Origin of the sequence: Streptomyces endocoffeicus, from assembly GCF_016741935.1 — a bacterium.
Lineage (GTDB): Bacteria > Actinomycetota > Actinomycetes > Streptomycetales > Streptomycetaceae > Streptomyces > Streptomyces endocoffeicus.
The window spans coordinates 248687-275224 of record NZ_JAERRG010000011.1 but is presented as its reverse complement, the minus strand read 5'-3'; the positions used below and the strand labels follow the sequence as shown (position 1 = coordinate 275224).

21 protein-coding genes are annotated in these 26538 nt (G+C 69.6%); 6 read left to right on the top strand and 15 right to left on the bottom strand.

Annotated elements, in window-relative coordinates:
- Positions 1-5: 5 nt before the first annotated feature.
- The 3 genes from JK364_RS27155 to JK364_RS27145 form a co-directional block, all read right to left on the bottom strand.
- On the bottom strand, positions 6-1001 hold the full coding sequence (locus tag JK364_RS27155) for an FKBP-type peptidyl-prolyl cis-trans isomerase (RefSeq protein ID WP_201853928.1): 996 nt from the start codon (positions 999-1001) through the stop codon (positions 6-8).
- 112 nt (positions 1002-1113) lie between these two features.
- Positions 1114-2475, bottom strand: a complete 1362-nt coding sequence (gene pafA / locus JK364_RS27150) for a Pup--protein ligase (RefSeq protein WP_121823997.1) — start codon at positions 2473-2475, stop codon at positions 1114-1116.
- A 9-nt stretch (positions 2476-2484) separates the two neighbouring features.
- The gene (locus tag JK364_RS27145; RefSeq protein WP_201853927.1) at positions 2485-3768 is read right to left on the bottom strand and encodes an MFS transporter; all 1284 of its coding nucleotides are present in this window, start codon (positions 3766-3768) and stop codon (positions 2485-2487) included.
- A 517-nt stretch (positions 3769-4285) separates the two neighbouring features.
- Between JK364_RS27145 and JK364_RS27140 the strand changes: the two genes are divergently transcribed.
- Positions 4286-5266 (top strand): LacI family DNA-binding transcriptional regulator, encoded by a 981-nt coding sequence (locus JK364_RS27140; RefSeq protein ID WP_201853990.1) that lies wholly within the window; start codon positions 4286-4288, stop codon positions 5264-5266.
- An 82-nt stretch (positions 5267-5348) separates the two neighbouring features.
- Here the strand turns inward: JK364_RS27140 and prcA are convergent, their stop codons facing one another.
- The 5 genes from prcA to arc all read right to left on the bottom strand — a co-directional run bounded on the left by prcA (position 5349) and on the right by arc (position 11017).
- Positions 5349-6116 (bottom strand): proteasome subunit alpha, encoded by a 768-nt coding sequence (gene prcA / locus JK364_RS27135; protein WP_201853926.1) that lies wholly within the window; start codon positions 6114-6116, stop codon positions 5349-5351.
- Between the two features lie 54 nt (positions 6117-6170).
- A complete protein-coding gene (gene prcB / locus JK364_RS27130) occupies positions 6171-7016 on the bottom strand; it encodes a proteasome subunit beta (RefSeq protein WP_044577867.1) in 846 nt (281 codons plus the stop codon).
- A 109-nt stretch (positions 7017-7125) separates the two neighbouring features.
- Positions 7126-7344 carry a ubiquitin-like protein Pup gene (locus JK364_RS27125; RefSeq protein WP_020872584.1) on the bottom strand — a complete coding sequence of 73 codons (219 nt, stop codon included), beginning with the start codon at positions 7342-7344 and terminating at the stop codon, positions 7126-7128.
- A gap of 135 nt (positions 7345-7479) precedes the next feature.
- On the bottom strand, positions 7480-8991 hold the full coding sequence (gene dop, locus JK364_RS27120) for a depupylase/deamidase Dop (RefSeq protein ID WP_201853925.1): 1512 nt from the start codon (positions 8989-8991) through the stop codon (positions 7480-7482).
- A gap of 259 nt (positions 8992-9250) precedes the next feature.
- The gene (gene arc / locus JK364_RS27115; protein ID WP_201853924.1) at positions 9251-11017 is read right to left on the bottom strand and encodes a proteasome ATPase; all 1767 of its coding nucleotides are present in this window, start codon (positions 11015-11017) and stop codon (positions 9251-9253) included.
- Between the two features lie 224 nt (positions 11018-11241).
- Here arc and JK364_RS27110 point away from each other — a divergent pair, with 224 nt between their 5' ends.
- Entirely contained in the window at positions 11242-11565 is a 324-nt protein-coding gene (locus tag JK364_RS27110) for a ferredoxin (RefSeq protein ID WP_201853923.1), read from the top strand.
- A gap of 18 nt (positions 11566-11583) precedes the next feature.
- Here JK364_RS27110 and JK364_RS27105 read toward each other — a convergent pair whose 3' ends face one another.
- The 3 genes from JK364_RS27105 to JK364_RS27095 form a co-directional block, all read right to left on the bottom strand.
- A complete protein-coding gene (locus tag JK364_RS27105; RefSeq protein ID WP_307841389.1) occupies positions 11584-12171 on the bottom strand; it encodes a hypothetical protein in 588 nt (195 codons plus the stop codon).
- Between the two features lie 175 nt (positions 12172-12346).
- A complete protein-coding gene (locus tag JK364_RS27100) occupies positions 12347-13387 on the bottom strand; it encodes a tRNA (adenine-N1)-methyltransferase (protein WP_230992538.1) in 1041 nt (346 codons plus the stop codon).
- A gap of 50 nt (positions 13388-13437) precedes the next feature.
- Positions 13438-14688 (bottom strand): site-2 protease family protein, encoded by a 1251-nt coding sequence (locus JK364_RS27095; RefSeq protein WP_201853989.1) that lies wholly within the window; start codon positions 14686-14688, stop codon positions 13438-13440.
- 129 nt (positions 14689-14817) lie between these two features.
- On the opposite strand from JK364_RS27095, the gene JK364_RS27090 reads away from it, so the two are divergent.
- Both JK364_RS27090 and JK364_RS27085 read left to right on the top strand, forming a co-directional pair.
- Positions 14818-15723, top strand: a complete 906-nt coding sequence (locus JK364_RS27090; RefSeq protein WP_230992537.1) for a RecB family exonuclease — start codon at positions 14818-14820, stop codon at positions 15721-15723.
- A 14-nt stretch (positions 15724-15737) separates the two neighbouring features.
- Positions 15738-16409: a response regulator gene (locus JK364_RS27085; protein ID WP_009719179.1), complete on the top strand. Its 672-nt coding sequence runs from the start codon at positions 15738-15740 to the stop codon at positions 16407-16409.
- Between the two features lie 93 nt (positions 16410-16502).
- Here the strand turns inward: JK364_RS27085 and JK364_RS27080 are convergent, their stop codons facing one another.
- The 4 genes from JK364_RS27080 to metH all read right to left on the bottom strand — a co-directional run bounded on the left by JK364_RS27080 (position 16503) and on the right by metH (position 24452).
- Positions 16503-18098: an ABC transporter substrate-binding protein gene (locus tag JK364_RS27080; RefSeq protein ID WP_201853921.1), complete on the bottom strand. Its 1596-nt coding sequence runs from the start codon at positions 18096-18098 to the stop codon at positions 16503-16505.
- Between the two features lie 52 nt (positions 18099-18150).
- Positions 18151-19749: an ABC transporter substrate-binding protein gene (locus JK364_RS27075; protein WP_201853920.1), complete on the bottom strand. Its 1599-nt coding sequence runs from the start codon at positions 19747-19749 to the stop codon at positions 18151-18153.
- A gap of 338 nt (positions 19750-20087) precedes the next feature.
- On the bottom strand, positions 20088-20789 hold the full coding sequence (locus JK364_RS27070) for an HAD family hydrolase (RefSeq protein WP_201853919.1): 702 nt from the start codon (positions 20787-20789) through the stop codon (positions 20088-20090).
- Between the two features lie 159 nt (positions 20790-20948).
- A complete protein-coding gene (gene metH, locus JK364_RS27065; protein WP_201853918.1) occupies positions 20949-24452 on the bottom strand; it encodes a methionine synthase in 3504 nt (1167 codons plus the stop codon).
- Positions 24453-24689: 237 nt separating this feature from the next.
- Here metH and JK364_RS27060 point away from each other — a divergent pair, with 237 nt between their 5' ends.
- Together JK364_RS27060 and JK364_RS27055 are read left to right on the top strand one after the other, a co-directional pair.
- A complete protein-coding gene (locus JK364_RS27060) occupies positions 24690-25454 on the top strand; it encodes an IclR family transcriptional regulator (protein WP_201853917.1) in 765 nt (254 codons plus the stop codon).
- 275 nt (positions 25455-25729) lie between these two features.
- Positions 25730-26524 carry an MIP/aquaporin family protein gene (locus JK364_RS27055; protein ID WP_201853916.1) on the top strand — a complete coding sequence of 265 codons (795 nt, stop codon included), beginning with the start codon at positions 25730-25732 and terminating at the stop codon, positions 26522-26524.
- The last annotated feature ends 14 nt before the right edge of the window (positions 26525-26538 follow it).

Below are 26538 nucleotides of genomic sequence, written 5' to 3'. Positions count from 1 at the left end.
ACAGGCTACAGAATCGCCAGGATATCCACGGAGAACACCAGCGTGGAGTTGGCGGGGATGCCCTTCTGGGCCGCCTTGCCGTAGCCCAGGTCCGGGGGCACGACGATCAGCACCCGGCTGCCCACCTTCTTCCCCGTCAGCCCCTGCGACCAGCCCTTGACGACCTGCTGGAGCGAGAACTGGGCGAGCTCGCCGCGCTTGTAGGTGGAGTCGAACTCCTTGCCGCCGTCCCACAGCACGCCCTTGTACTGGACGAGCAGCGCGTCGGTCTTCTTGACCTCCTTGCCGTCACCCTCGATGACGTAACCGGAGACCAGCTTCTTCGGCGCGGACTTCTTGGGGACGGTGATACTGGGCGCCTTGCCGTCGGTGTTGACGGACACCTTGGGCAGAGCGGCGTCGGTCTGCTCCACCTTGCTGCCCTTGGCCGAGCTCTTGGCGTTGTAGGCGCCGACGAGGTCGATGACGAAGACCAGCGTGTCGGTGCCCTTGATACCGGCCTGCGGCTGGCCCTGCTTACCGTAGGCGTACGCGGGCGGGACGGCCAGCTCCAGCCGGCTGCCGAGGTTCCGGCCCAGCAGTCCCTGGTCCCAGCCCGGGAGGACCTGGCCCTTGCCGATCGGGAAGGCGGCGGTCTTCTTCTTGTCGAAGGTGTTGTCGATCACCTTCCCGGTGTCCCAGATCTGCGCCAGGTAGTTGATCTGGAGCCAGTCGCCCTTGACCGTCTTCTTGCCGTCGCCCTCACTGATCGTCTTGACCGCGAGATCCTGCGAGGGCTTCCCCGTGCCCTTGGCGACCTTCGGTTTCTCACCGAACTTCTTGCCCGCGGTGATGGCCGGCACCGGACCGGAGACGATCTTGCCGCTGGGGGCCGGTGAGGGACTCTGGCTCGTCGGCTCCTGGGACGGCTTGGTCTTGTCTGACCCTGACTTATCGTCACCGCAGCCCGCGAGTGTCAGCAGGCCCGCGGGCACGGCAAGGAGTACGGAGCGTCGACGCACGGAGTCCTCGTTAGGTAGATCTTCGATGGCCAGTGCGCGCCACTCTACGACGTGACTCGGGCCCCGTCCGGAGAACGCACGGGGCCCGAGGGGAAGGTAAGCCGTACGCCGGTCACATACCGGCGATCAGCTTCTCCACCCGGTCGTCGACCGAGCGGAACGGGTCCTTGCACAGCACGGTGCGCTGCGCCTGGTCATTGAGCTTCAGATGCACCCAGTCGACGGTGAAATCGCGGCGCTGCTCCTGGGCCCGGCGGATGAAGTCGCCGCGCAGCCGGGCGCGGGTGGTCTGCGGTGGGACCGACTTGCCCTCGAAGATCTTCAAGTCGTTGCAGACCCGGGCCGCCTGGCCGCGCTTCTCCAGCAGGTAGTAGAGCCCGCGGCGGCGGTGGATGTCGTGGTAGGCGAGGTCTATCTGGGCGATGCGGGGATGCGACATGGTGATGTTGTTCTTCGCCCGGTACCGCTCGATGAGCTGGTACTTCATCACCCAGTCGATTTCGGTGCCGATCCGGTCGAGCTCCTCGGTGCGGATCGCGTCGAGGGTGCGGCCCCACAGCTCGAGGACGCGCTCGACCATGCCGGTGCGGATGCCCCGGCGCTCGCAGAAGTCGACGGCCTTCTCGTAGTACTCCTGCTGCACCTCCAGGGCGGACGCCTCGCGCCCGCTGGCGAGCCGCACCTTGCGCTGCCCGGTGATGTCGTGGCTGACCTCGCGGATCGCCCGGATGGGGTTCTCCAGGGTCAGGTCGCGCATCACCGTGCCCGCCTCGATCATGCGGAGCACCAGGTCGGTGGCGCCGACCTTGAGCAGCATGGTGGTCTCGGACATGTTGGAGTCGCCCACGATGACATGCAGCCGGCGGTAGCGCTCGGCGTCGGCGTGGGGTTCGTCGCGGGTGTTGATGATCGGCCGGGAGCGGGTCGTGGCGGAGCTGACGCCCTCCCAGATGTGCTCGGCGCGCTGGCTGACGCAGTAGACCGCGCCGCGGGGGGTCTGGAGGACCTTGCCCGCGCCGCACAGGAGCTGTCGCGTCACCAGGAACGGGATGAGAATGTCGGCGAGCCGGGAGAACTCCCCGTGCCGTGCCACCAGATAGTTCTCGTGGCAGCCGTAGGAGTTGCCCGCGGAGTCGGTGTTGTTCTTGAAGAGATAGACGTCGCCCGCGATTCCCTCCTCGTGCAGGCGGCGCTCCGCGTCCACGAGCAGACCTTCGAGAATGCGCTCGCCCGCTTTGTCGTGGGTGACCAGTTCGGTCACATTGTCACACTCGGGTGTCGCGTATTCCGGGTGTGAGCCCACGTCGAGATAGAGGCGGGCGCCGTTGCGCAGGAAGACATTGCTGCTGCGGCCCCAGGAGACGACACGGCGGAAGAGGTACCGCGCCACTTCGTCAGGAGACAACCGGCGCTGTCCCCTGAATGTGCACGTGACGCCGTACTCGTTCTCCAGCCCGAAAATGCGGCGGTCCATGCCTGAACATTACGCCTGATGGCGTGCTCTGAAACCGGGTTCGGCGGCATGGTTGCGATCATTTTCCGCGGGAGGTTCATCCGGTGTTCGGTACGCGGCCGGCCGGATGACGGGGCGCGGCCCGTCCAGGAGGAACCGCTGGGCCGCCAGCAGCACCGCCAGCGCGGCCGCGCCACCGGCCGCCGGCACCGCGAATCCGGGGACCACCCCGCCGAACTGGACGGCGGGCCCGGCCACGGCGGTGCCGACCGCGTTGCCCACCACGAAGGTGGTCACCAGCCAGGAGAACGCCTCGGTGACCGTGCCGGACGGCGCGTGGCGGTCCACGACGACGAAGGCGCAGGCCAGCGCCGGAGCCAGGAACACGCCCGCCACCCCGGCGAGGACGGTCATCGTGACGACGCCCGGCACCAGTATCAGCGGCAGATAGCCCAGCGCCAGCGCGGCCACGAGCAGCCGCAGCCGCCGTTCGGGCGCGCCGGGCCAGGCGCGGCCGCCGTAGACGATGCCGCCGACCAGCGCGCCCACGCCGAGGGCGGAGAGCAGCGCGCTGGAGACCATGCCGCCGCCGCGCTCGTCGCTGTAGGCCACGGCGGCCACCGCGATGGCGCCGAGGGCGAGCCCGATGAAGAAGAACGAGCCGAGCAGCACCAGCAGCCCGGGCGAGCGCAGCGCGCCCAGCCAGTGGGCCTCGCGCGGCGCGGAGCGCCACTGCCGCGAGGGCCGCGAGACCACGACGGAGAGCGCGCCCGCGACCCCCACGGCGTTGATGACCAGCAGCGCGGCAGCCTCGGACCACACGGCCACGGACAGGGTGACCAGCAGCGGGCCGACCGCGAACATCACCTCCTGGGCCACGGCGTCCAGCGCGTACGCCGCGTGCACCTGGTCCTCGCGCCGCAGCACCGCGGGCCACAGCGCCCGCAGCCCGCCCTCCAGCGGCGGGGTGAACAGCCCGGCGATCAGCATCGCCGCGTACGCCACGGGCAGCGGTTCGAGCCCGACGACGGCGAACAGGACCATCCCGAGGGCGGAGGCCACGGCGGCGGGGAGCATCACCCGGGGCTGGCCGACGCGGTCCACGGCCCGGCCCAGCAGCGGCTGGCCCACCGCGTTGGCCGCGCCGTAGACGGCCGTGAGCCCCCCGGCGAGGGCGTAGCTGCCGCCCTCGGCGCGGGCGAAGAGCAGCACGGCGAGGGCGGCGGTGGCGTTCGGAAGCCGTCCGAGCAGCGTGCCGGTGAGCAGCCGTGCCGCGTGCGGGGTGCGCAGCAGTTCCCCGTAGCCAGCCGCCATTGCCTGCCCCTTCCTGCGGGTTCCGGTGGGTTCCGGTGGTTCCGCCGGGTTGTCGCGAGCGTGTCGCGGGTCGTGAGTGACGTTGTACGTATAACGTCCAGCGTCATACGTACCATGGCCGCCACCGCGGGTCCACTCGCGGGCCGGAATGAGCAGCCTGCGGTCAGCCGTACGGCGACCGAGGGGAGCGGAGGCGATGGTGGCGAGCGCGGACCGCGCCCACGCGGCGGGCGGGGCCGCCGGGAAAGGTTCCCGGGGAACCGGCCGGACGGGTGAGTCCGCGCGGCGCGGTGACCCGGGCGGCGGGACGGCTCCGGGCGGTGGGGCCGCGACGGGCGGCGGCGGGGCGGCCGCGGGCGGCGGCGGGGCGGCCGCGGGCGGCGGCGGGGCGGCCCCGGGCAGCGACAGGACGGCCCCGGGCAGCGACAGGACGGCCCCGGGCAGCGACAGGACGGCTCCGGGCAGCGGCGGGGCGGCCGCGGGGCGGCCGGCGGCGGGACGGGCGACGAGCCGGGATGTGGCGCGCGCGGCGGGCGTGTCCCAGGCGACCGTGTCCCTGGTGCTCGGGGAGAAATGGCCCGGACGGGTCTCCGAGCGCACCGTGGAGACCGTGCGGGCCGCCGCGCGGGATCTCGGCTACCGCCCCAACCTCGCGGCCCGCAGCCTCCGCCTGGGCCGCACCCGGACCGTGCTGCTGGTGGTGCCCGCGCTGACGACCGAGTTCTTCGCCCGCGTCTACACCGGCGCCGAGCGGGTCGCCGCCGACCACGGCTTCGGCGTGGTGCTCTATCCCTCCCCCGAGGGCGTGGGCCCGGCCCGGGACCCGTTCGACTCGGCGCGCGCCTCGCTGGACGGGGTGATCGCCTCCTCCATGGCGGCCGACGCGCTGGTCGCGGTGCGCGGCGGCGGGCTGCCGCTGGTGATGCTCGACAGCGACCCGGACGACCCGGCCGCGGCGGCCACGGTCAACCTCGACATCGCGGACGGGGCGCGGCAGGTGGCGGAGCATCTGCTGGGGCTCGGGCACCGCCGGGTGGCCCATCTCGCGGCGGCGGTGGACTCCTGGACCTTCCGGGTCCGCGCCGGGGCCCTGGCGGAGGCGGTGGACGGGGTCCCGGGCGCCGCGCTGAGCGCCGAACGCGCGGGGCTGAGCGTCGAGGAGGGCCGCCGGGCCGCCGAGCGCGTCCTGGCCCGCCCCGGGCCCCGGCCGACCGCGCTGGTCTGCGACGACGACATCCTGGCCGCGGGTGCCTGCAAGGCGGCCCGGCGGCTGGGCTTGCGGATCCCGGACGACATCTCGGTGACCGGCTTCGACGATCTGGCCCTGGCCACGGCGGTGGAGCCGGAGCTGACCACGGTCCGGCTGTCGGCGGAGGCGGTGGGCGCGGCCGGTATGCGGGCCCTGATGACGCTCCTGGACGGCGAGACGCCCCAGGACACCGTGCTCCCCGTCGACCTGCTCCCCCGAGGCTCCACGGCCCCTCCCCCACGGTCCTGACCCGGGCCCGGACCCCATAACGCCCACCGCCGCCCCGGTGGGCCGGGGCGGCGGTGGCGGTGAGAGAAAAACGGCGGGTGGGTCAGTCCTCGGATTCCGAGGAGGACTCCTCCGAGGACTCGGCCGGCGCCTCCGCGTCGGTCTCGCCCTCCCCGGGCTCCAGGAGCCGGGAGAGCTGGCCGCCCAGGACGCGCTTGAACTTGCGCTTCTGCGGGCGGTTGCGGTCCAGGACCGCGACCTCGAGCTGCTCGGCGGTGAGGCTGCGCTCCCCGCCGTTGTTGTCACGGGAGAGCGAGTCGACGGCCAGCTTGAGGGCCTCGGCAAGGGTCATGCCGTCCCGGTGGCGCTGGTCGAGGTAGCTGCTGATCTGGTCGGCGTTGCCACCGACGGCGACCGAGCCGTGCTCGTCCACGATGGAGCCGTCGTGCGGAAGCCGGTAGATCTGGTCGTCCTCGGGGCCCTCCCCGACCTCGGCGACGATCAGCTCGACCTCGTACGGCTTCTCGGCGGCGCTGGAGAAGATCGTGCCCAGGGTCTGGGCGTAGACGTTCGCCAGCCCGCGGGCCGTGACATCCTCGCGGTCATAGGTATAGCCACGCAGATCGGCGTAACGGACACCGCCGATGCGCAGATTCTCGAATTCGTTGTACTTACCGACCGCCGCGAAGGCGATCCGGTCATAGATCTCACTGACCTTGTGCAGCGCGCGGGACGGGTTCTCCGCAACGAAGACGATGCCGTCGGCGTACTGCAGCACGACCACGCTGCGGCCGCGCGCGATGCCCTTACGGGCGTATTCCGCTCGGTCGGCCATGGCCTGCTGAGGAGAAACATAGAACGGCGTCGTCACCGGCTGTCCGTCCCTTCTGTCATTGGCGAATGCATTCCGGTAGGACCGTCCCGATCAGAGCAGGGCGGCGCGGGGGCCGTCCGGCTCTTCGAGGCGCCGTTCATGGATGGCGCGGGCGAGTTCGGACACCTCGTCCTCGCTGAACCTCTTGAAACCGTCCTCGGTGAGGGAGGTGATGATCGGATAAATGCGGCGGGCGAGATCCGGCCCTCCGGTGGCCGAATCGTCGTCGGCGGCGTCATAGAGCGCCTGGAGCACGGCCGTGGCGGCCTGCTCCTCGGTCGAATCCTCGCGATAGAGCTTCTTGAGCGCGCCCCGGGCGAACATCGAGCCCGAGCCGGTGGCGGCGAAGCCGCGCTCCTCCGAACGCCCCCCGGTCACGTCGTAGGAGAAGATGCGGCCCTTCTCCCGGTCGACGTCCCACCCCGCGAAGAGCGGGACCACGGCAAGACCCTGCATCGCCATGCCGAGGTTGCCGCGGATCATGGTCGACAGCCGGTTCGCCTTGCCCTCGAGCGAGAGCACGGTGCCCTCGACCTTCTCGAAGTGCTCCAGCTCCAGCTGGAAGAGCTTGACCATCTCCACCGCGATACCGGCGGTCCCCGCGATCCCGACCGCCGAGAACTCATCGGCGGGGAAGACCTTCTCGATATCACGCTGCGCGATGACATTGCCCATGGTGGCGCGGCGGTCACCGGCGAGCACCACACCGCCGGAGAAGGTCACCGCCACGATGGTGGTGCCGTGGGGGGCCTCGATGGCGCCCTGCACCGGGGGCAGCGGACGGTTCCCCGGAAGCAGCTCGGGCGAGTGGTCGCCCAGGAAGTCCATGAACGACGAGGAGCCGGGCGTCAGGAAGGCAGCCGGCAGACGCCCTGTGCTACGAGTGTTGGCTTCCACACGTTTCCTTCCACCAGATCTTGAAATGATGCACGGACCATACCCCTGGCCATGGAAGTCATCCGTCCTGCGTCCCCTCCGCGGGGACGCAGGACGGAGAAGACGCGCCTTACTGCCCGCCCTTCTGGACGAAAGACCTCACGAAGTCCTCCGCGTTCTCCTCGAGTACGTCGTCGATCTCGTCCAGCACGGAGTCGACGTCGTCCGAGAGCTTCTCCTGCCGCTCCTTGAGGTCGTCCGCGGCCTGTGCGTCCTGCGTCTGCTCCTCGACCTCTTCGGTCGAGCGCGACGCCTTCTGCTGACCGCCGCCGGTGTCCTTGGTCGCCATTTCCCTCACCCCGCTCGGTTCGCCCGCTGATTCGATCGGTCTCAAGATCAGACCCTACAAGCAGGGTCCGACATCGGCCTCCCACTCGCTACAACGCACGGAGGCCACCTCGATGATTCCCGGCCCAAGGGCATTTCAGCCTCCGGACAGCACCCGGACCAGGTCCTCGGCCGTGCGGCAGCGGTCCAGCAACTCCTTGACGTGGTTGCGGGTGCCGCGCAGCGGCTCCAGGGTGGGAACCCGTTGCAGAGAGTCACGACCCGGCAGGTCGAAGATCACCGAGTCCCAGGAGGCCGCGGCCACGTCGTCCGCGTACTGCTCCAGGCAGCGGCCGCGGAAGTAGGCGCGGGTGTCCTCCGGGGGCTTGTTCTGGGCACGTGCGATGTCCTGGTCCTCCAGCAGCCGCTTCATCTTGCCGCGGGCCACCAGCCGGTTGTACAGGCCCTTGTCCGGGCGCACGTCGGCGTACTGCAGGTCCACCAGATGGAGCCGGGCCGCGTCCCATTCCAGGGCGTCGCGGCGGCGGTAGCCCTCGAGCAGCTCCCGCTTGGCGATCCAGTCCAGCTCGCCGGACAGGCTCATGGGGTCGCGCTCCAGCCGGTTCAGCACGTCCTCCCAGCGGGCCAGGACGTCCCGGGTCTGCTCGTCGGCGTCCGCGCCGTAGCGGTCCTCGACGTATTTGCGGGCGAGCTCGAAGTACTCCATCTGGAGCTGCACCGCGGTAAGCGTACGGCCGCTGCGCAGCGTGACGAGACGGCGCAGCGTCGGATCGTGCGAGACCTGGTGCAGGGTGCGCACCGGCTGGTCCACCGCGAGGTCCACGGCGATAAAGCCGTCCTCGATCATCGACAGCACCAGGGCGGTGGTGCCCAGCTTGAGGTACGTCGACAGCTCGGAGAGGTTGGCGTCGCCGATGATCACATGGAGCCGGCGGTACTTCTCGGCGTCGGCGTGCGGCTCGTCGCGGGTGTTGATGATCGGGCGCTTGAGCGTGGTCTCCAGGCCGACCTCGACCTCGAAGTAGTCCGCCCGCTGGCTGATCTGGAAGCCGTGCTCATGGCCGTCCTGGCCGACGCCGACGCGGCCCGCGCCGGTGACGACCTGGCGGGAGACGAAGAAGGGCGTCAGGTGGCGCACGATGTCCGAGAAGGCGGTCTCCCGCTTCATCAGGTAGTTCTCATGCGTGCCGTAGGAGGCGCCCTTGTTGTCGGTGTTGTTCTTGTAGAGGTGGATGGGCTGGCCGCCGGGCAGCTCGGCGGCGCGCAGCGCGGCCTCGGCCATGATGCGCTCGCCGGCCTTGTCCCAGAGCACCGCGTCCCGGGGGTTGGTGACCTCGGGGGCGGAGTACTCGGGGTGGGCGTGGTCCACATAGAGCCGCGCGCCATTGGTGAGGATCACATTGGCCAGGCCGATGTCCTCGTCCGTGAGCTGGCTGGCGTCGGCGGACTCACGCGCGAGGTCGAATCCGCGGGCGTCCCGCAGCGGGTTCTCCTCCTCGAAGTCCCAGCGGGCGCGGCGCGCCCGGTGCATCGCCGCCGCGTAGGCGTTGACGACCTGGGATGAGGTGAGCATGGCATTGGCGTTCGGGTGCCCCGGGACGGAGATCCCGTACTCCGTCTCGATTCCCATTACGCGCCGTACGGTCATGCGGCCCTCCTTGCCCGGCGCCGCCCCCGGCTGGGGTCGGCGCTCAAGTACCGCTGCGCTCCCGGTCCATCCGCGGGCCCCGATCCCCCGTGCCGCGATACTGCGGTACCGAAGAGCCTAGAACGGCCAAGCGGTGCTGCGGAGATCATTACAGTCATTGCTCCGGTCGGGCTCGTAGGACTCATACGAAGAATGCGGTCCGAAAAGCGCATCCGGCTGCGGATGCCCCGTCCAGGACATCCGCAGCCGGACCGCGGTGTTACAGGTACTGACCGGTGTTCGCCACCGTGTCGATGGAGCGTCCGGTGTCCGCGCCCTGCTTTCCGGTGACCAGGGTGCGGATGTAGACGATCCGCTCGCCCTTCTTGCCGGAGATCCGGGCCCAGTCGTCCGGGTTCGTGGTGTTGGGCAGGTCCTCGTTCTCCTTGAACTCGTCCACGCAGGCGGCGAGCAGATGGGAGACCCGGAGGCCCTTCTGGTTGTGGTCCAGGAAATCCTTGATCGCCATCTTCTTGGCGCGGTCCACGATGTTCTGGATCATGGCGCCGGAGTTGAAGTCCTTGAAGTAGAGGACTTCCTTGTCGCCATTGGCGTAGGTGACCTCCAGGAAGCGGTTCTCCTCGGACTCGGTGTACATCTGCTCGACCACCGACTGGATCATCCCGCCGATGGCGGCCTTGGGCGACCCGCCGTGCTCGGAGAGGTCGTCGCCGTGGATCGGCAGGGACTCCGTCAGGTACTTCGAGAAGATGTCCTTGGCGGCCTCGGCGTCCGGACGCTCGATCTTGATCTTCACATCGAGGCGGCCGGGGCGCAGGATCGCGGGGTCGATCATGTCCTCGCGGTTGGAGGCACCGATGACGATCACGTTCTCCAGGCCCTCCACGCCGTCGATCTCGGAGAGCAGCTGGGGGACGATGGTGTTCTCCACGTCCGAGCTGACCCCGGAGCCACGGGTGCGGAAGAGGGAGTCCATCTCGTCGAAGAAGACGATGACGGGCGTGCCCTCGCTGGCCTTCTCCCGAGCCCGCTGGAAGACCAGCCGGATGTGCCGCTCCGTCTCACCGACGTACTTGTTGAGCAGCTCGGGGCCCTTGATGTTGAGGAAGAAGCTCTTCCCCGCGGGCTTGCCGGTCACCTCGGCGACCTTCTTGGCAAGGGAGTTGGCCACGGCCTTGGCGATCAGCGTCTTACCGCAGCCGGGCGGGCCGTACAGCAGCACACCCTTGGGCGGCCGCAGTTCGTGCTCCTTGAAGAGGTCGGGGTAGAGATACGGGAGCTCGACCGCGTCGCGGATCAGCTCGATCTGGTTTCCCAGACCGCCGATCTTGTTGTAGTCGATGTCCGGCACCTCTTCGAGGACGAGCTCCTCGACCTCGCTCTTCGGTACCACCTCGTAGACATAGCCGGACCGGGACTCGAGCAGCAGGGCGTCACCGGGCCGGATGGTGGTGCTCAGCAGCGGCTCCGCCAGCCGCACCACCCGCTCCTCGTCGGTGTGCCCGATCACCAGGGCGCGCTCGCCGTCCTCAAGGACTTCCTTGAGGGTGACGATGTCCCCGGCGCGCTCGTACTCCATGGCCTCGACCACGTTGAGCGCCTCGTTGAGCATGACCTCCTGGCCGCGCTTGAGGTCGTCGAGCTCGACACTTGGGCTGACATTCACCCGGAGTTTACGGCCCCCGGTAAAGATGTCCGCCGTGCCGTCCTCGTTCGCCTGCAGAAAGGCTCCGAAACCGGCCGGCGGCTGGGCGAGCCGGTCGACCTCCTCCTTGAGGGCCACGATCTGGTCGCGGGCCTCACGGAGTGTGTTCGCGAGCCGCTCGTTCTGTGCGGAGACTCCCGCCAGATTGGTCTGCAGCTCGACGATCCGCTCTTCGAGAATCCTCGTATGACGCGGAGAGTCGGCGAGCTTGCGGCGCAGGACGGCGATTTCCTGCTCGAGATAGGCAACCTGGCCGGCAGGGTCGTCAGACCCCCGCCCCGGCCGGATGCCGCGGTTGATGTCGTCGTCGTGGGCTGCCACGGTCCTCACCTCCTCCAAGGGGAGCTGGACGCTTCCTGACCCTACCTGGGCCGGTGCGGGTTGAAACCCCTAGATCACAAACCCGGTCGGCGTGTGTCCGATCTTCACCCTTGCGCACTCCCTCACGCCAGGTGAATACCCACCCAACAACATCGGAAAGCGAGCGGTTGTATCGTCGACACGGTCAACACCCGTCAGCGTTGGCGATATTTAGACAATGTTGAATGGCGTATCGAAGGAACAGGAGGGGGCACACCGTGCGGAACGAGGAGCTCGGCGGTCTTGAGGTCTGGATCGACCAGGATCTGTGCACCGGGGACGGCATCTGCGCCCAGTACGCTCCCGAGGTCTTCGAACTCGACATCGACGGTCTAGCCTACGTCAAGAGCGCCGACGATGAGCTGCTGCAGGAGAAGGGCGCGACCACCCCGGTCCCCCTGGCCCTGCTGACCGAGGTCAGGGATTCCGCCAAGGAGTGCCCCGGCGACTGCATCCATGTACGCCGCGTCACGGACCGGGTCGAGGTCTACGGACCCGACGCGGAGTGACACACCGCGAGTAACCGCTCACACACTCCCCGGCACCGGCAGCGCTTTCAGTACGAACTTTCCGTCCCGCCACCGCCAGTTGACCTTGCGCTGCAGATCCGGACAGCACCGCGGGACCTTGGCCGACGAGTATCCCAGCAACGTGGCCGAAACCCTCTTTCCGCGCACCGCGAAATCGCTGATGCTCATCCCTTCCTTCGGATCCACGAAGGTGGCCACCACGCGGGGCGCGGCGCCCGCGTGGCCGGTCGGCTGGGAGAGCACATAGACGCCGCTGGGCGGGGTGCCGAAAGCGGTCCGGCAGCGCACCACGGCGACGGTCTCCGGCCGCCCGTCCCCGTCCAGGTCCGCCGAGCCCCGGTCGACGACGTCGGGCCGGGCCCGTCCGCAGTTCATCGGATAGTCCGCGGCGCGGGGGTCGGGAGCCTTGGCGGCCGGGAGCCCCCCGGTGCCCGGCGCGGAGGCGGTGGTGGACGTGGTGGCCTTGGCGTCGGAGGGCTGGAAGAACGACCCTCCGGCGATGACCGCGGCCACGGCGGCCGCGGTCGCCACCCAGTGCACCGGACGGGGTTGGGTGTGCGCGAGATCCGGGCCCAGAGGCTGCACGCGGGATGACTCCATGTGAGGGGCTGAGGCGGGAGATGACCCGCATCGTGCCACATCTCACAGGGGCGCGGCCACCGCCCTCACACGGGGAATTCGGTGGCCGCGCCGAGCCGTTGTGGCGCCGGTTTCCGCCGGACGGGCCTCGGGTGGCCGTCGGACGGGTCCCGGAGGGCCGTCAGGCGTCGCCGGAGGGGGTGTCCTGGCCGCCGGAAGAGGTGTCCTGGCCGCCGGAGGGGCGCCGGTCGCCTCCTGAGGCGTCCATGGCACCGGTGTCCTCGGCGTTGCCGATGTCCTTGGCAGCCCCGGTGTCCTTGGCGGCACCGGTGTCCTTGGCGGTGCCCCAGCCCACGTAGTCCTCGCCGTAGGCACCCTTGGCGGGCCTGCGGCGGCGCATCGGGGGCTCCACACCGTCCGCGAGCCGGCGGGCGGTGAGCAGGAAGCCGGTGTGGCCGATCATGCGGTGGTCGGGCCGTACCGCCAGGCCCTCCACGTGCCAGGTGCGCACCATGGTCTCCCAGGCCGACGGCTCGTTGAAGGTGCCGTGCTCGCGGATGGCCTCCACGGTGCGGGCGAGCTGGGTGGTGGTGGCGACGTACGCGCACAGGATGCCGCCGGGGACGAGCGCCTTGGACACCGGCTCCAGGCACTCCCAGGGGGCGAGCATGTCCAGGATCACGCGGTCCACGTCGGTGTCGCTGAGGTTGTCCTGGAGGTCACCGACGGTGAGCCGCCAGGCGGGGTGCGGGGCGCCGAAGTAGCGCTCGACGTTCTGGGCGGCGATCTCGGCGAAGTCGGCCCGGCGCTCGTAGGAGTGCAGCATGCCCTGGTCGCCGATGGCCCGCAGCAGGAACGTGGAGAGCGAGCCGGAGCCGACGCCCGCCTCGACGACACGTGCGCCGGGGAAGATGTCGGCCATCGCCAGGATCTGCCCCGCGTCCTTGGGGTAGACCACGGCGGCACCGCGTGGCATGGACAGGACATAGTCGGGGAGCAGGGGGCGCAGCGCGAGATACGCGACGTTTCCCGTGGTGCGCACGACGGTTCCCTCGGGGGCGCCGATCAGCTCGTCATGGGGGAAGGATCCCTTGTGGGTGTGGAAGTTCTTCCCGGACTCGAGCGTGAAGGTGTAGTGGCGTCCCTTGGGGTCGGTGAGCTGGACCTGGTCCCCGACCTGGAAGGGCCCGCGACGGCGGGCGGCACCGGTCGGTTCGGACATGTGAACAGCCTACCGGGCACTTCGCCGTGCCCGGACCACGCCCGGGGGCCTCAGGAGCGGCCGGAGGGCGTCCTGGCCATCGCCGCCACGAAGGCGCGCTCGACATCGGCCGTGGAGAGCACCCCGTAGATCTCGCCGGTCTCCTCGATCACCAGGTACTCGGTGGCCGGGGTGGCCCGCAGGGTGTCCAGCAGTTCCTCGCCGGTGAGCTCGGCGGAGACCCGCATACCGTCCTTGAGATCCTGGGCGAGACCGCTGACCGCGACCCAGGGGCGGCGGTGCTCGGGGATCCCCACGATGGCCGCCTCGCGCACCACGGCGGTCGGGGCGCCGTGGCCGTCCACCACGACCAGGGCGCGGGCCCCGGCCTCGTTCGCCCGGCGCAGCGCCTCGGAGAGCGGGGTGTCGGCCGCCACGGGGACGGCGCGCCGGGTGAGCGTACGGGCGCGCAGGTCCGGCAGCCGCTCCCGCAGCCGGGCCATCCGCAGGCTGTTGCCCGCGCCGGTCCAGATGATCGCGGCGAGTATGGCGGCCAGCAGCGCGTCGGTGAGCGAGTCGACGCTGCCGAAACTCTTGGGCTCGTCGCCGAGCCCGCCCGCCTGGGTGAGCAGCGGCAGCCCGATGAGCACCGCGACGGCGAGCGCGCGGCCGCTCCAGGCGGCGGCGACGGTGCCGGTCATGGGCCTGCCGCTGATCTTCCAGACGACGGCGCGCAGCATCCGCCCGCCGTCCAGCGGCAGCCCGGGCAGCAGGTTGAACGCGGCCACGATCAGGTTGGAGATCATCAGCCCGGCGAGCAGCACTCCGGGCACGGTGCCGGGCTCCACGACCATCATGCCGAGGTAGAACACGCCCGACAGGACCAGGGAGAGCAGCGGGCCGACGAAGGCGAGCACGAACTCCCGGCCGGGGGTCTCGGTCTCCTTCTCGATCTCCGAGACCCCGCCGAAGAACTGCAGCTGGATCCGGCGCACCGGCAGCTTGAAGCGGAGCGCGGCCACGGTGTGGGCGAGCTCGTGCACCAGCACCGAGGCGTAGAAGGCCACCGCGAAGAAGAGCGAGACCAGATACCGGGCGGCGCCGAGCTCGGGCAGCACCCGGTCGAGCTGGCCGCCGAAGACCCAGGTGATGAGGGCGGCGACCAGGAACCAGCTGGGCGAGACGTACACGGGCACGCCGAAGGGCCGGCCCATGAGAATGCCGCCGCCCACGTCCCGTGGGCGCGGCTGCTTACCGCCCTCGGGCTCGGTCGCGCGGTCCGATTCCCCGTTGTCGGACTGCCGCTGCCCGCTGTTGTCCACGGTGTCCCCTCGTCGGATGCTCGGTCGCACCCTTCTTTTTGATACGGTCCCCACGATCATGCAGTGCCGGGGGCTCGAACGTCGATGGTATGCGTCCGGCTGTCGGTGGCGGGTCGTAGGGTCTTCGCCATGGGAACCACCACGGGAACCACCACCGGGAAGGCCGAACCCGCCGACGGGCCACCGAAGTCCGCCCCCGCCGCCTCGTTGTCACCCTCACGGGCGGCCGACTTCATGCGGTGCCCGCTGCTGTACCGCTTCCGAGTGATCGACAAACTGCCGGAGAAGCCCAGCGCGGCGGCCACCCGCGGGACCGTGGTCCACGCGGTGCTGGAGCGGCTCTTCGACGCCCCGGCCGCCGACCGCACCGCCCCGCGGGCCCGGTCGATGGTGCCGGGCGAGTGGGAGCGGCTGCTGGCGGCCAAGCCGCAGCTGGCGGAGCTGTTCCAGGAGGAGGACGGCGCTCCGGCGCCGGACCGGCTGGCCGAGTGGCTGACGGGCGCCCAGACGCTGGTGGAGCAGTGGTTCTCGCTGGAGGATCCGACGCGTCTGGAGCCCGCGGAGCGCGAGCTGTTCGTGGAGACGGAGCTCGAGTCCGGGCTGACGCTCCGTGGAATCATCGACCGGATCGACATCGCCCCCACCGGTGATGTGCGGATCGTGGACTACAAGACGGGCAAGGCCCCCGCGCCGCAGTACGCGGGCGAGGCACTGTTCCAGATGAAGTTCTACGCCCTGGTGGTGTGGCGGCTGCGCGGGGTGCTCCCGCGGCGGCTCCAGCTGGTCTATCTGGGCAGCGGGGATGTGCTGACGTACGACCCGGAGGAGCGGGATCTGCGGGCCGTGGAGCGCAAGGTGCTGGCCCTGTGGGAGGCGATCCGGCTGGCCACGGAGACCGGCGCCTTCGTGCCCCGGCAGACCAGGCTCTGCGGCTGGTGCGACCACCAGGCACACTGTCCGGAATTCGGGGGTACACCACCGCCGTATCCGCTGGCGGTGGTGCCTACTCAGTCCGGCAGAATGGACGCGGTCTAGGAGAAGGAGTTCCCGTGGCGATCCGCGTCCTACTGGTCGATGATCAACCGCTGCTGCGCACCGGTTTCCGGATGATTCTGGAGGCGGAGCAGGATCTGGCGGTCGTCGGTGAGGCCGGGGACGGTCTGCAGGCCCTCGATCAGGTGCGGGCGCTCCAGCCCGATGTGGTCCTGATGGACATCCGGATGCCGCGGATGGACGGCGTGGAGGCGACCCGCCAGATCACCGGCCCGGGGCGGGACGGCCCGGCCAAGGTGCTGGTGCTGACCACCTTCGACCTGGACGAGTACGTGGTGGAGGCGCTGCGCGCCGGGGCCAGCGGCTTCCTGCTGAAGGACGCGCCCGCCACCGAGCTGGTGCAGGCCATCCGCGTGGTGGCGGCGGGCGAGGCGATGCTGGCGCCCAGCATCACCCGCAGGCTGCTGGACAAGTACGCCGGGCATCTGCCGTCGGGCGAGGAGCCGGTGCCGGACACCCTGCACACGCTGACCGAGCGCGAGGTCGAGGTGCTGAAGCTGGTGGCCCGGGGGCTGTCCAACGCGGAGATCGCCGCCGATCTGTTCGTCAGCGAGACCACGGTCAAGACGCATGTGGGCCATGTACTGACCAAGCTGGGGCTGCGCGACCGGGTGCAGGCCGCCGTCTACGCCTACGAGAGCGGGCTGGTCCGCCCCGGCGCGCAGTAGGCGTCACGGTTGATCGTCACCGGGAGGGCTCGGGCGGGGACGGCCGGCTGATCGGCCGGTCGTCCCCGCCGGACCGTCAGCCCGTGCGGCCCGTCAGCCGTCGGACGACTTGCCGATCTCCCAGAAGCGGAAGACCGTCGAGGAGTCGAGGGTCCACTGCAGCCCAGTGATGTCGTCCTGGGCCACCGCGTACTGCTTGCCCTGCCACAGCGGGAGCATCGGCACCTCGTCGGCGATGATGTCCTGGATCCGCTGGAAGTCGCCGACCGTGGCCTCGCGGCTGGGCTGCTCGGCGGTGGCGGGGATGAGCTGCGCGGTCAGCCGCGGCGAGGTGTAGTGGTTGGCCAGGACATTGCCGGCGCCGAAGAACGGGGCGACGAAGTTGTCCGGGTCCGGGTAGTCGGGCACCCAGCCCTTCACATAGACGCCGTACTTCCCGCCGGCCACGCCCTTCTCGTACGCGGCGACGTCCGCGCTCTTCACATCGACGTCGAACAGCCCGCTGGCGTTGAGCTGCTCGGCGATCCGGCGCAGGCCCGGGACGGTGCCGGGGCCGTAGCGGATCGGGGTGCCCCACAGGGTCAGCTTGACCTTGCCGGTGATCCCCTCGTCCCGCAGCGCCTGCTTGGCCTTCTCGGGCTGCGGGCGGTCGCCGTACTTGTCGTAGAAGGCGGTGTTGTGGCCGGTGATACCGGCCGGGACCACCGAGTACAGCGGTTCGGCGGTGCGCTTGTAGACGTCCCGCACCAGGGTGGAGCGGTCGATGAGGTACGCCATGGCCTTGCGCACTCCGAGCTTGCCCGCCACCGGGTCCTTCATGTTGAAGACCAGGTGCTGGACCTCGGCGCCGGTGCCCTCGACCACGTTCAGGCTCTTGCCGCCGCCGAGGCTCCGCGCCTGGAGGTCGGCGAGGTCGCGCATGGCCAGCCCGCGGTAGGCGAGGTCGACATCGCCCTTCTGCACGGCGGACTTCAGCCGCGCCTGCTCGCCGTGGAAGAACTTCAGGGTCAGCCCGGAGTTCTTCGGCTTGGCGGGCCCCTGGTAGCCGTCGTTGACGGAGAAGTCCGCCTGGGCCTTGGTGAAGGAATCCAGCTTGTAGACGCCGGAGCCGACCGCCTTGTGGTCCGTGCGCAGCTTGTCGGCCGGGTACTCCTCGTGGTCCACGATGGACCCGGCACCGGAGGCGATCTTCTGCGGGAAGGTCGCGTCGGAGTCCTTCAGATGGAAGACGACGGTCCGCTTGTCCGGGGCGTCGATGCTCCCGATGGAGGTGAGCATCAGCGCCGGACCGTTCGGGTCATTGATCCGCTTGGTGCGCTCGAAGGAGTACTTGACGTCCTCGGAGGTGAGCGGATGACCGTTGGAGAATTTCAGGCCGTCCTTCAGCGTGCAGGAGTAGACCCGGCTGGTCTTGTCCTTGAAGGAGCACTTCTCCGCCGCCTCCGGCTGCGGTGTGGTGCTGCCCTTCGGGAAGCTCAGCAGCGACTGGAAGACGTTGTTGAACAGCAGCCAGGAGCCCGGGTCGTAGCCGGACGCCGGGTCGGTGGCGAGCACCTCGTCCGACATCCCCATGGCCACGTGCTCGCCGCTGCCCGCCGCGTCCCCGTCCTCACTGCCGCAGCCGGTGAGCAGGGCGGCGGCCAGCCCCGCCCCGAGGGGAGCTGCCAGCCACTGATCACGTTTCCTCAACGGTATTCCTCACACACTCGACGTCTTCGTATCCGACCCCCGTAAGTCGTTCTCAGTCTCCCTTACCGAGCTCCCACAGCTGGAGCATGGTCGAGGAGTCGAAGGCGTACTCGGCGCCCGTCACGTTCCCCCGGGCGGCCACGTACGTGTTGCCCTGCCACAGCGGAAGGTAGGGCACATCGCTGGCGACGGCGTTCTGGATGGACTGGTAGTCCTTGTCGGCGAGGCTGCGCTGGGCCTCCTGCCGGGTCTTGGGGATCAGCTCGTCCTGGATGGTCTTGTTGCGGTAGGGCGAGTTGAGGAAGTTGTCCTTGGTGAGGAACGGCGCGGTGTAGCTGTCGGGGTCCGGGAAGTCGGGGAGCCAGCCCATCCCGGAGGCGGAGAACTCGCGCTTGATGAGCGCGGGGCGGAAGTCCCGCCACGGGTAGCCCTTGATCGTGACGGAGAACAGTCCGCTGCCGTTGAGCTGCTTGCGCAGCTCCTTGAACTCCCCGGCCGTCTCCGGGCCGTAGTGGTCGGTGGTGTAGGTCAGCGTCAGCTTCACCGGGGTGCTGATACCGGCCTCGCTCAGCACGCGCCGGGCCTCGGCGGGGTCCGGGTCGCCGTACTCGTTGTGGAACGAGTTGATGTGCGAGGAGATGCTGGTGGGGATCATCGAGTACAGGGGCTCGGCGGTCCGCTTGTACACATCGCGCACCAGCGCCTGGCGGTCCACGAGATGGGCGATGGCCTGCCGGACCGCCTTGTTCTTCACCGTCGGGTTGGAGGTGTTGAAGACCAGGTAGCGGATGCCCTGTCCGGAGGACTCGAAGAGGCGGACGCCCTTGATCTCGCCCTTGTTGAGCTTGTCGATCTGCTCGGGCGAGAAGCCGCGGTGGACCAGGTCGATGTCGCCCTTGACCAGCGCCTGCTCCATGGTCGACGCGGATTCGTAGAACCGCATCTCCACCTTGCCGGCCTTCGGCTGGACATCGCCCTGGTAGTGGGAGTTCTTGGTGAAGACGACCTTCGTCAGCCGGTTGTCGCGCACCTCGGTCTTGGCGCTGTACGGGCCCGAGCCGGTCATCTCGAAGCCGTTGCGCAGCGCGTCGGGCTTGTAGACCTCGCTGTCCAGGATCGCGGCGGCCGGGGTGGTGAGCTTCGACGGGAAGGTCGCGTCCGGCTGCGAGAGATGGATGACGATCTCGCGGTCGCTGGGGGTTTCGATCTTGTCCACGTTGGACAGCAAGGACTTGGTGCCGTTGGGGTCGTCGATGCGCAGCACCCGCTCGAGGGAGAACTTGACGTCCTTCGAGGTGAGGTCGTGGCCGTTGGAGAACTTCAGCCCACTGCGCAGCGTGCAGCGGTACTGCTCGCTCTGTCTGTCCTGGAAGCCGCATTTCTCGGCCGCGTCGGGTATCGGCTCGGTTCCCGACCGGGGCAGCCGCATCAGCGTCTGGAAGGCGTTGTGCAGCACGCTCCAGGACGCGAAGTCGTAGGCCAGGGCGGGATCCAGCGGCGCGGGCGCCGCCTTCGACGCCTCTATACGGTCCGTGCTGCCCAGGACGAGCGTCTTGCCGTCCGAGCCCGAGCCGTCGGTACCACCGCACGCGGCGAGCGTGGAGATCAGGAGGCCGGCCACAGCCGGCAGCACCAGCGACTTGCGCGTCATTGTCGGGAGTCTCCCTGCCATCGATCAACTACTCGCGACGAGATTAGTCCGAGGCGCCAGTGATACTCAGACACAACGAAGTTGAGGCGATATCACGCCCCGATAACGAGCGATCATGGACCGATATCCGGACGCGGCGGCGATTCGTACGCCATGCCACCAATCCGGACACAAGGGCTCACCCAAATCGCACCAGACAGGACGCGCGACAGCCAACCACCGCACACGTCTACGGCATATGCAGTGACAAACATCACGTTCCGTTGTCGCCAACGGAACGTGAAAAGTCCGCCCGCGCTATTCAGTTTGTAATTTACAGGAATACGCTCGGTGCGCGATCAGTGCACTGCCGTGACCAGAGTGCGCAGGAAATCGAGATCGACTTCTTCGAGCGAGCCGATGACCGTACGCCCCGCCGCGGGCTCGATCGCCACCACGGACGGCACCGCGACCACCCGGCACCCGGCCGCCTCCGCGGCCCGTACGCCCGTGTCGGTGTCCTCGATGACCACGCACCGCCCCGGCTCGGCGGCCAGCCCGGCCGCGGCGAGCAGATAGGGGTCCGGATGCGGCTTGGTCCGCTCGACCTCGTCACCCGCGACCGTCAGGGCGAAGTGCTCCGGGCCGAGCGAGCGCAGGACGCGGTCCATCACCCGCCGGTGGGAGGCGGAGACCAGGGCGGTGGGGACGGAGTGCGCGGCCAGCTCGGTGAGCAGCCGGTGGGCGCCGGGCAGCATCGGCACACTGCCGTCGATCAGCTCGGTGAAGCGGCTGTTGAGCAGGCCGGTGAGCTCGGCGAGGGCGATCTCGGCGCCGGTGGCCTCGATCAGGAACTGGGCGCTGCGCGACATCGGACCGCCCACCACGACCTGGCGGTACTCCTCGGCGAGGGCGTGCCCGAGTTCGGCGAAGATGGAGACCTCCGCGTCCCACCAGATGCCCTCGGTGTCGACCAGGGTGCCGTCCATGTCGAGCAGCACGGCTTGCAGAGCCGAGCCTTCGGCCGTACGGGTGTCGACGGCGGGGATGCTGCTGGTCATCCAAACACCTCCGGATAAGGGGCACGAAGGCCGGCCCCCTTCCACTGACGGGAAGGCGACCGGCCTCTACCGGATCGACCAGTCTACGTCGCGCCGCGCCGACGCGCCCGGTGAGCACCAAGGCGGTCACAGGTGGCCGCCGGAGGGCTACCGCGCGTTCTACCGCGCGTTGAAGTACTTCGCCTCCGGGTGGTGGATCACGATGGCGTCCGTGGACTGCTCGGGGTGGAGCTGGAACTCCTCCGAGAGCTTCACCCCGATCCGCTCCGGCTCCAGCAGATCGGCGATCTTCGCGCGGTCCTCCAGGTCGGGGCAGGCGCCGTAGCCCAGCGAGAAGCGCGCGCCGCGGTACCTCAGCGCGAACATGTCCTCGATGTCACCGGGGTCCTCCCCGGCGAAGCCAAGCTCGCCGCGGACCCGGGCGTGCCAGTACTCGGCGAGCGCCTCCGCCAGCTGGACGGACAGCCCGTGCAGCTCCAGGTAGTCGCGGTAGGAGTCGGCGGCGAACAGCTCGGCGGTGGCCTCGCCGATCTTCGAGCCGACGGTGACCACCTGAAGGCCGACCACGTCCGTCTCGCCGGACTCCTCCGGGCGGAAGAAGTCGGCGAGGCACAGCCTGCGGCCGCGGCGCTGGCGCGGGAAGGTGAAGCGGGTGCGCTCACTGCCGTCCTCGTTCAGCAGGACCAGGTCGTCGCCCTTGGAGACGCAGGGGAAGTAGCCGTAGACGACGGCCGCCTCGAGCAGGTTCTCGGTGTGCAGCTTGTCGAGCCAGCCGCGCAGCCGCGGACGGCCCTCGGACTCCACCAGCTCCTGGTAGCTCGGCCCGTCGCCGGTACGGGCCTCCTTGAGCCCCCACTGGCCCTTGAACAGCGCGCCCTCGTCCAGCCAGGACGCGTAGTCGACCTGCTGGATGCCCTTGACCACGCGGGTGCCCCAGAAGGGCGGGGTGGGCACCGGGTTGTCGGTGGCCACGTCGGACCGGGACGGGCCCTCCGGCTCCGGCTCGGTCACGGACACGTCCCGCTTGGGCACCCGGCGCTGCTTGAGCTCGGGCAGGGTGGCGCCGGGGACACCGCGCTTGACGGCGATCAGGGCGTCCATGAGCCGCAGCCCCTCGAAGGCGTCGCGGGCGTAGCGCACCTCGCCCTCGTAGATCTCGTGGAGGTCCTGTTCGACATAGGCGCGGGTGAGCGCGGCGCCGCCGAGGATGACGGGGTAGTCGGCGGCCAGCTTGCGCTGGTTCAGCTCCTCCAGGTTCTCCTTCATGATCACCGTGGACTTCACCAGCAGGCCGGACATGCCGATCACATCGGCGCGGTGCTCCTCGGCGGCCTCCAGGATCGCGGAGACCGGCTGTTTGATGCCCAGGTTGACGACGTTGTAGCCGTTGTTGGACAGGATGATGTCCACGAGGTTCTTACCGATGTCATGGACGTCGCCGCGGACGGTGGCGAGCACGATGGTGCCCTTGCCCTCGTCGTCCGACTTCTCCATGTGCGGCTCCAGATGGGCGACCGCGGTCTTCATGACCTCGGCGGACTGGAGGACGAACGGCAGCTGCATCTGGCCGGAGCCGAACAGCTCGCCGACCACCTTCATGCCGTCCAGCAGCGTCTCGTTGACGATGTCCAGGGCGGGGCGCTCCTGGAGGGCCTCGTCGAGGTCGGCCTCCAGGCCGTTGCGCTCGCCGTCGATGATGCGCCGCTTGAGGCGCTCGTCCAGGGGCAGCGCGGCCAGCTCCTCGGCCTTGCCCGCCTTGAGGGACTTGGCGGTGGCGCCCTCGAAGAGCCCCATCAGCTTCTGCAGCGGGTCATAGCCCTCGGCGCGGCGGTCGTAGATCAGGTCCAGGGCGGTCTTGACCTGCTCCTCCTCGAACCGCGCGATCGGCAGGATCTTGGAGGCGTGCACGATCGCCGAGTCCAGGCCCGCCTTGACGCATTCGTCGAGGAAGACGGAGTTGAGCACGATGCGGGCGGCCGGGTTGAGGCCGAAGGAGATGTTGGACAGGCCCAGCGTGGTCTGGACGTCCGGGTGGCGCCGCTTGAGCTCGCGGATCGCCTCGATGGTGGCGATGCCGTCCTTACGGGACTCCTCCTGACCGGTGCAGATGGTGAAGGTCAGGGTGTCGATGAGGATGTCCGACTCGTGGATGCCCCAGTTGCCGGTCAGGTCGTCGATCAGCCGCTCGGCGATCTCCACCTTGTGCTCCGGCGTACGGGCCTGGCCCTCCTCGTCGATGGTCAGCGCGATGAGGGCGGCGCCGTGCTCCTGGGCCAGCCGGGTGACCTTGGCGAACCGCGACTCGGGGCCGTCCCCGTCCTCGTAGTTGACGGAGTTGATGACCGCGCGTCCGCCGAGCTTCTCCAGCCCGGCCCGGATGACGTCGACCTCGGTGGAGTCCAGGACGATGGGGAGGGTGGAGGCGGTGGCGAACCGCCCGGCCAGCTCCTCCATGTCCGCGACGCCGTCCCGGCCCACGTAGTCCACGCACAGGTCGAGCAGATGGGCGCCCTCGCGGATCTGCTCCCGGGCGATCTCCACACAGTCGTCCCAGCGGGCCTCCAGCATGGCCTCGCGGAACTTCTTGGAGCCGTTGGCGTTGGTGCGCTCGCCGATGGCCAGGTACGAGGTGTCCTGGCGGAACGGCACGGTCTGGTAGAGCGAGGCGGCGCCGGGCTCGGGGCGCGGGGTGCGCTCGGTGGGGGTCAGCTCGCGGACCCGCTCGACGACCTGGCGCAGATGCTCGGGCGTGGTGCCGCAGCAGCCGCCGACCAGGGAGAGCCCGTACTCGCGGACGAAGGTCTCCTGGGCGTCGGCCAGCTCGCCGGGGGTGAGGGGGTAGTGGGCGCCGTCCTTGCCCAGCACCGGGAGGCCGGCGTTGGGCATGCAGGACAGCGGGATCCGGGAGTGGCGGGCCAGGTGGCGCAGGTGCTCGCTCATCTCGGCGGGGCCGGTGGCGCAGTTGAGGCCGATCATGTCGATACCGAGCGGCTCGAGGGCGGTGAGCGCCGCGCCGATCTCGGAGCCGAGCAGCATGGTGCCGGTGGTCTCGACGGTGACCGAGCAGATCACCGGGAGGTTGGCACCGGTGGCGTCGAGGGCGCGGCGGGCGCCGATGATCGAGGCCTTGGTCTGCAGCAGGTCCTGGGTGGTCTCCACCAGGAGGGCGTCCGCGCCGCCCGCGATCATGCCTTCGGCGTTGGCCTGGTAGGCGTCGCGGAGGGTGGTGTACGGGGCGTGGCCGAGGGTGGGCAGCTTGGTGCCGGGGCCCATGGAGCCGAGCACCCAGCGCTGCCGTCCGTCGGCGCCGAACTCGTCGGCGACCTCACGGGCGATCCGGGCGCCGGCCTCGGAGAGCTCGTGGACGCGGTCGGGGATGTCGTACTCACCGAGCGCCGCGTGGTTGGCGCCGAAGGTGTTGGTCTCGACGCAGTCCACGCCGACGGCGTAGTACGCCTCGTGGACCGAGCGGACGATGTCCGGGCGGGTGATGTTGAGGATCTCGTTGCAGCCCTCGAGCTGCTGGAAGTCGTCGAGACTGGGCTCCTGCGCCTGGAGCATCGTCCCCATCGCGCCGTCGGCGACCACCACGCGGGTGGCCAGCGCTTCGCGGAGCGCGTCGGCTCGGGCGGCGGATGTGGGCGATGGCGTATGAGAGGCCATGGATGTGCTCCCTGGAGTGCGACGGCTGTCGGCTTTGCGCCCTCCCCTGGGGACGGCGCACCACGCCAGGGTAGCTGCCAGTGGTCATTTCACGATGGTCGTTCCATCAGCCGGGATGAGTACGGCCGATCGGCCCCCGGTGAGTCCGTCGATCGCCGACACGCAGCGTCAGGTACCAAGCAGTCGACATGGACCGATAGTGTTCAGCATTGTCGAACCGCAGTCAGGAGGTTGGCGATGGCCCGGAACATCCAGTCGTTGGAGCGCGCCGCCGCGATGCTACGCCTGCTCGCCGGTGGTGAGCGACGTCTGGGACTGTCCGACATCGCCTCCACCCTGGGGCTGGCCAAGGGCACCGCGCACGGCATATTGCGCACCCTCCAGCAGGAGGGCTTCGTGGAGCAGGACGAGGCGTCCGGCCGCTATCAGCTCGGCGCGGAGCTGCTGCGCCTGGGCAACAGCTATCTGGACGTCCACGAGCTGCGCGCCCGGGCCCTGGTGTGGACCGACGACCTGGCCCGCTCCAGCGGCGAGAGCGTGTACCTGGGCGTGCTGCACCAGCAGGGCGTGCTGATCGTCCACCATGTCTTCCGGCCGGACGACAGCCGCCAGGTACTGGAGGTCGGCGCGATGCACCCGCTGCACTCCACGGCCCTGGGCAAGGTGCTCTCCGCCTACGACCCGGTCGCGCACAGCGAGGTGACCGAGGGCGACCGTAAGACGTTCACGCCCCGCACGGTGACCGGGGAGCGCGAGTTCGAGGGCGTGCTGGACCTGACCCGGGCGCGCGGTTGGGGCTGCGACGTGGAGGAGACCTGGGAGGGCGTGGCGTCCGTCGCGGCGCCCATCCACGACCGCCGCCGGCTGCCCGTGGGCGCGGTGGGGATAACGGGCGCGGTCGAGCGGGTGTGCCAGGACGGGGAGCTGCGCTCCGAGCTCGTGGCCGCCGTACGGGACTGTGCGCGCGCCGTCTCCCGGGACCTGGGCGCCCTGCGTTTCTGAATCGCGCCAACGCGTGTGGATCTGCCCCCATATCCCGGCATGACCCACTTCATCACGGTTTCACATACGCGCGATTTTTCCTTCACACGACCCTTGACGGGGTCTTCAGCGTGAAGAAAACTGCCGTTCATCGGTCGGCATTGTCGAACACCTGACGACAATATTCGCTATGGTGGACTCGCCGCGGGCCGACCAACGCCCTCCCACGAGGGCGCGGACCACCGGATAGACCCGGGGGTTCGCCTTCCCCTGGACGAAGGACAAAGGAGTCGCGGGTGTCCAGCTCCGACATCTTCATCGGCGAGACCATCGGTACCGCCGTTCTCATTCTGCTCGGCTGCGGTGTCGTCGCCGGCGTTGTCTTGAAGCAATCCAAGGCGTTCGAGGCCGGGTGGGTCGCCATCACCCTCGGGTGGGGCTTCGCCGTGCTCACCGGCGCCTATATCTCCGCGCCGCTCTCGGGGGCGCATCTGAACCCGGCGGTGACGGTCGGCCTCGCCATCGAGGGCGGCGTCGAGTGGAGCAAGGTGCCCATCTACTTCCTCGGGCAGATGCTCGGCGCCGTGATCGGCGCGTCGCTGGTGTGGCTCGCCTACCTCGGCCACTTCCACGCCCATCTCACCGACCGCGAGATCGTCGGCGGCCCGGGCGCCCAGGACACGGTGGCGGCGGACAAGCAGCAGGCCACCGACGCCGGCCCGGTGCTGGGCGTCTTCTCCACCGGCCCCGAGATCCGGAACGTCGGTCAGAACCTGGCCACCGAGATCATCGCCACGGCCGTGCTGGTGCTCGCCATCCTCACCCAGGGGCTCAACGGCGACGGTAAGGGCCTCGGCGTCATCGGCGTCATGATCACCGCCTTCGTGGTGGTCGGCATCGGCCTCTCGCTCGGCGGCCCGACCGGTTACGCCATCAACCCGGCGCGTGACCTCGGCCCCCGGATCGCCCACGCCCTCCTGCCGCTGCCCAACAAGGGCGGCTCGGACTGGGGCTATGCCTGGATCCCGGTCGTCGGCCCGCTCATCGGCGGCGCCATCGCCGGCGGGATCTACGAGATCGCCTTCGCCTAGTCCACCCCACCACC

Coding starts and splice junctions, on each gene's coding strand:
- pafA (WP_121823997.1), bottom strand. CDS start 2,475: ATGGACCGCCGCATTTTCGGGCTGGAGAACGAGTACGGCGTCACGTGC.
- JK364_RS27145 (WP_201853927.1), bottom strand. CDS start 3,768: ATGGCGGCTGGCTACGGGGAACTGCTGCGCACCCCGCACGCGGCACGG.
- JK364_RS27125 (WP_020872584.1), bottom strand. CDS start 7,344: ATGGCGACCAAGGACACCGGCGGCGGTCAGCAGAAGGCGTCGCGCTCG.
- dop (WP_201853925.1), bottom strand. CDS start 8,991: ATGACCGTACGGCGCGTAATGGGAATCGAGACGGAGTACGGGATCTCC.
- JK364_RS27110 (WP_201853923.1), top strand. CDS start 11,242: ATGGCGTATCGAAGGAACAGGAGGGGGCACACCGTGCGGAACGAGGAG.
- JK364_RS27100 (WP_230992538.1), bottom strand. CDS start 13,387: ATGTCCGAACCGACCGGTGCCGCCCGCCGTCGCGGGCCCTTCCAGGTC.
- JK364_RS27090 (WP_230992537.1), top strand. CDS start 14,818: ATGGGAACCACCACGGGAACCACCACCGGGAAGGCCGAACCCGCCGAC.
- JK364_RS27075 (WP_201853920.1), bottom strand. CDS start 19,749: ATGACGCGCAAGTCGCTGGTGCTGCCGGCTGTGGCCGGCCTCCTGATC.
- JK364_RS27070 (WP_201853919.1), bottom strand. CDS start 20,789: ATGACCAGCAGCATCCCCGCCGTCGACACCCGTACGGCCGAAGGCTCG.
- metH (WP_201853918.1), bottom strand. CDS start 24,452: ATGGCCTCTCATACGCCATCGCCCACATCCGCCGCCCGAGCCGACGCG.
- JK364_RS27060 (WP_201853917.1), top strand. CDS start 24,690: ATGGCCCGGAACATCCAGTCGTTGGAGCGCGCCGCCGCGATGCTACGC.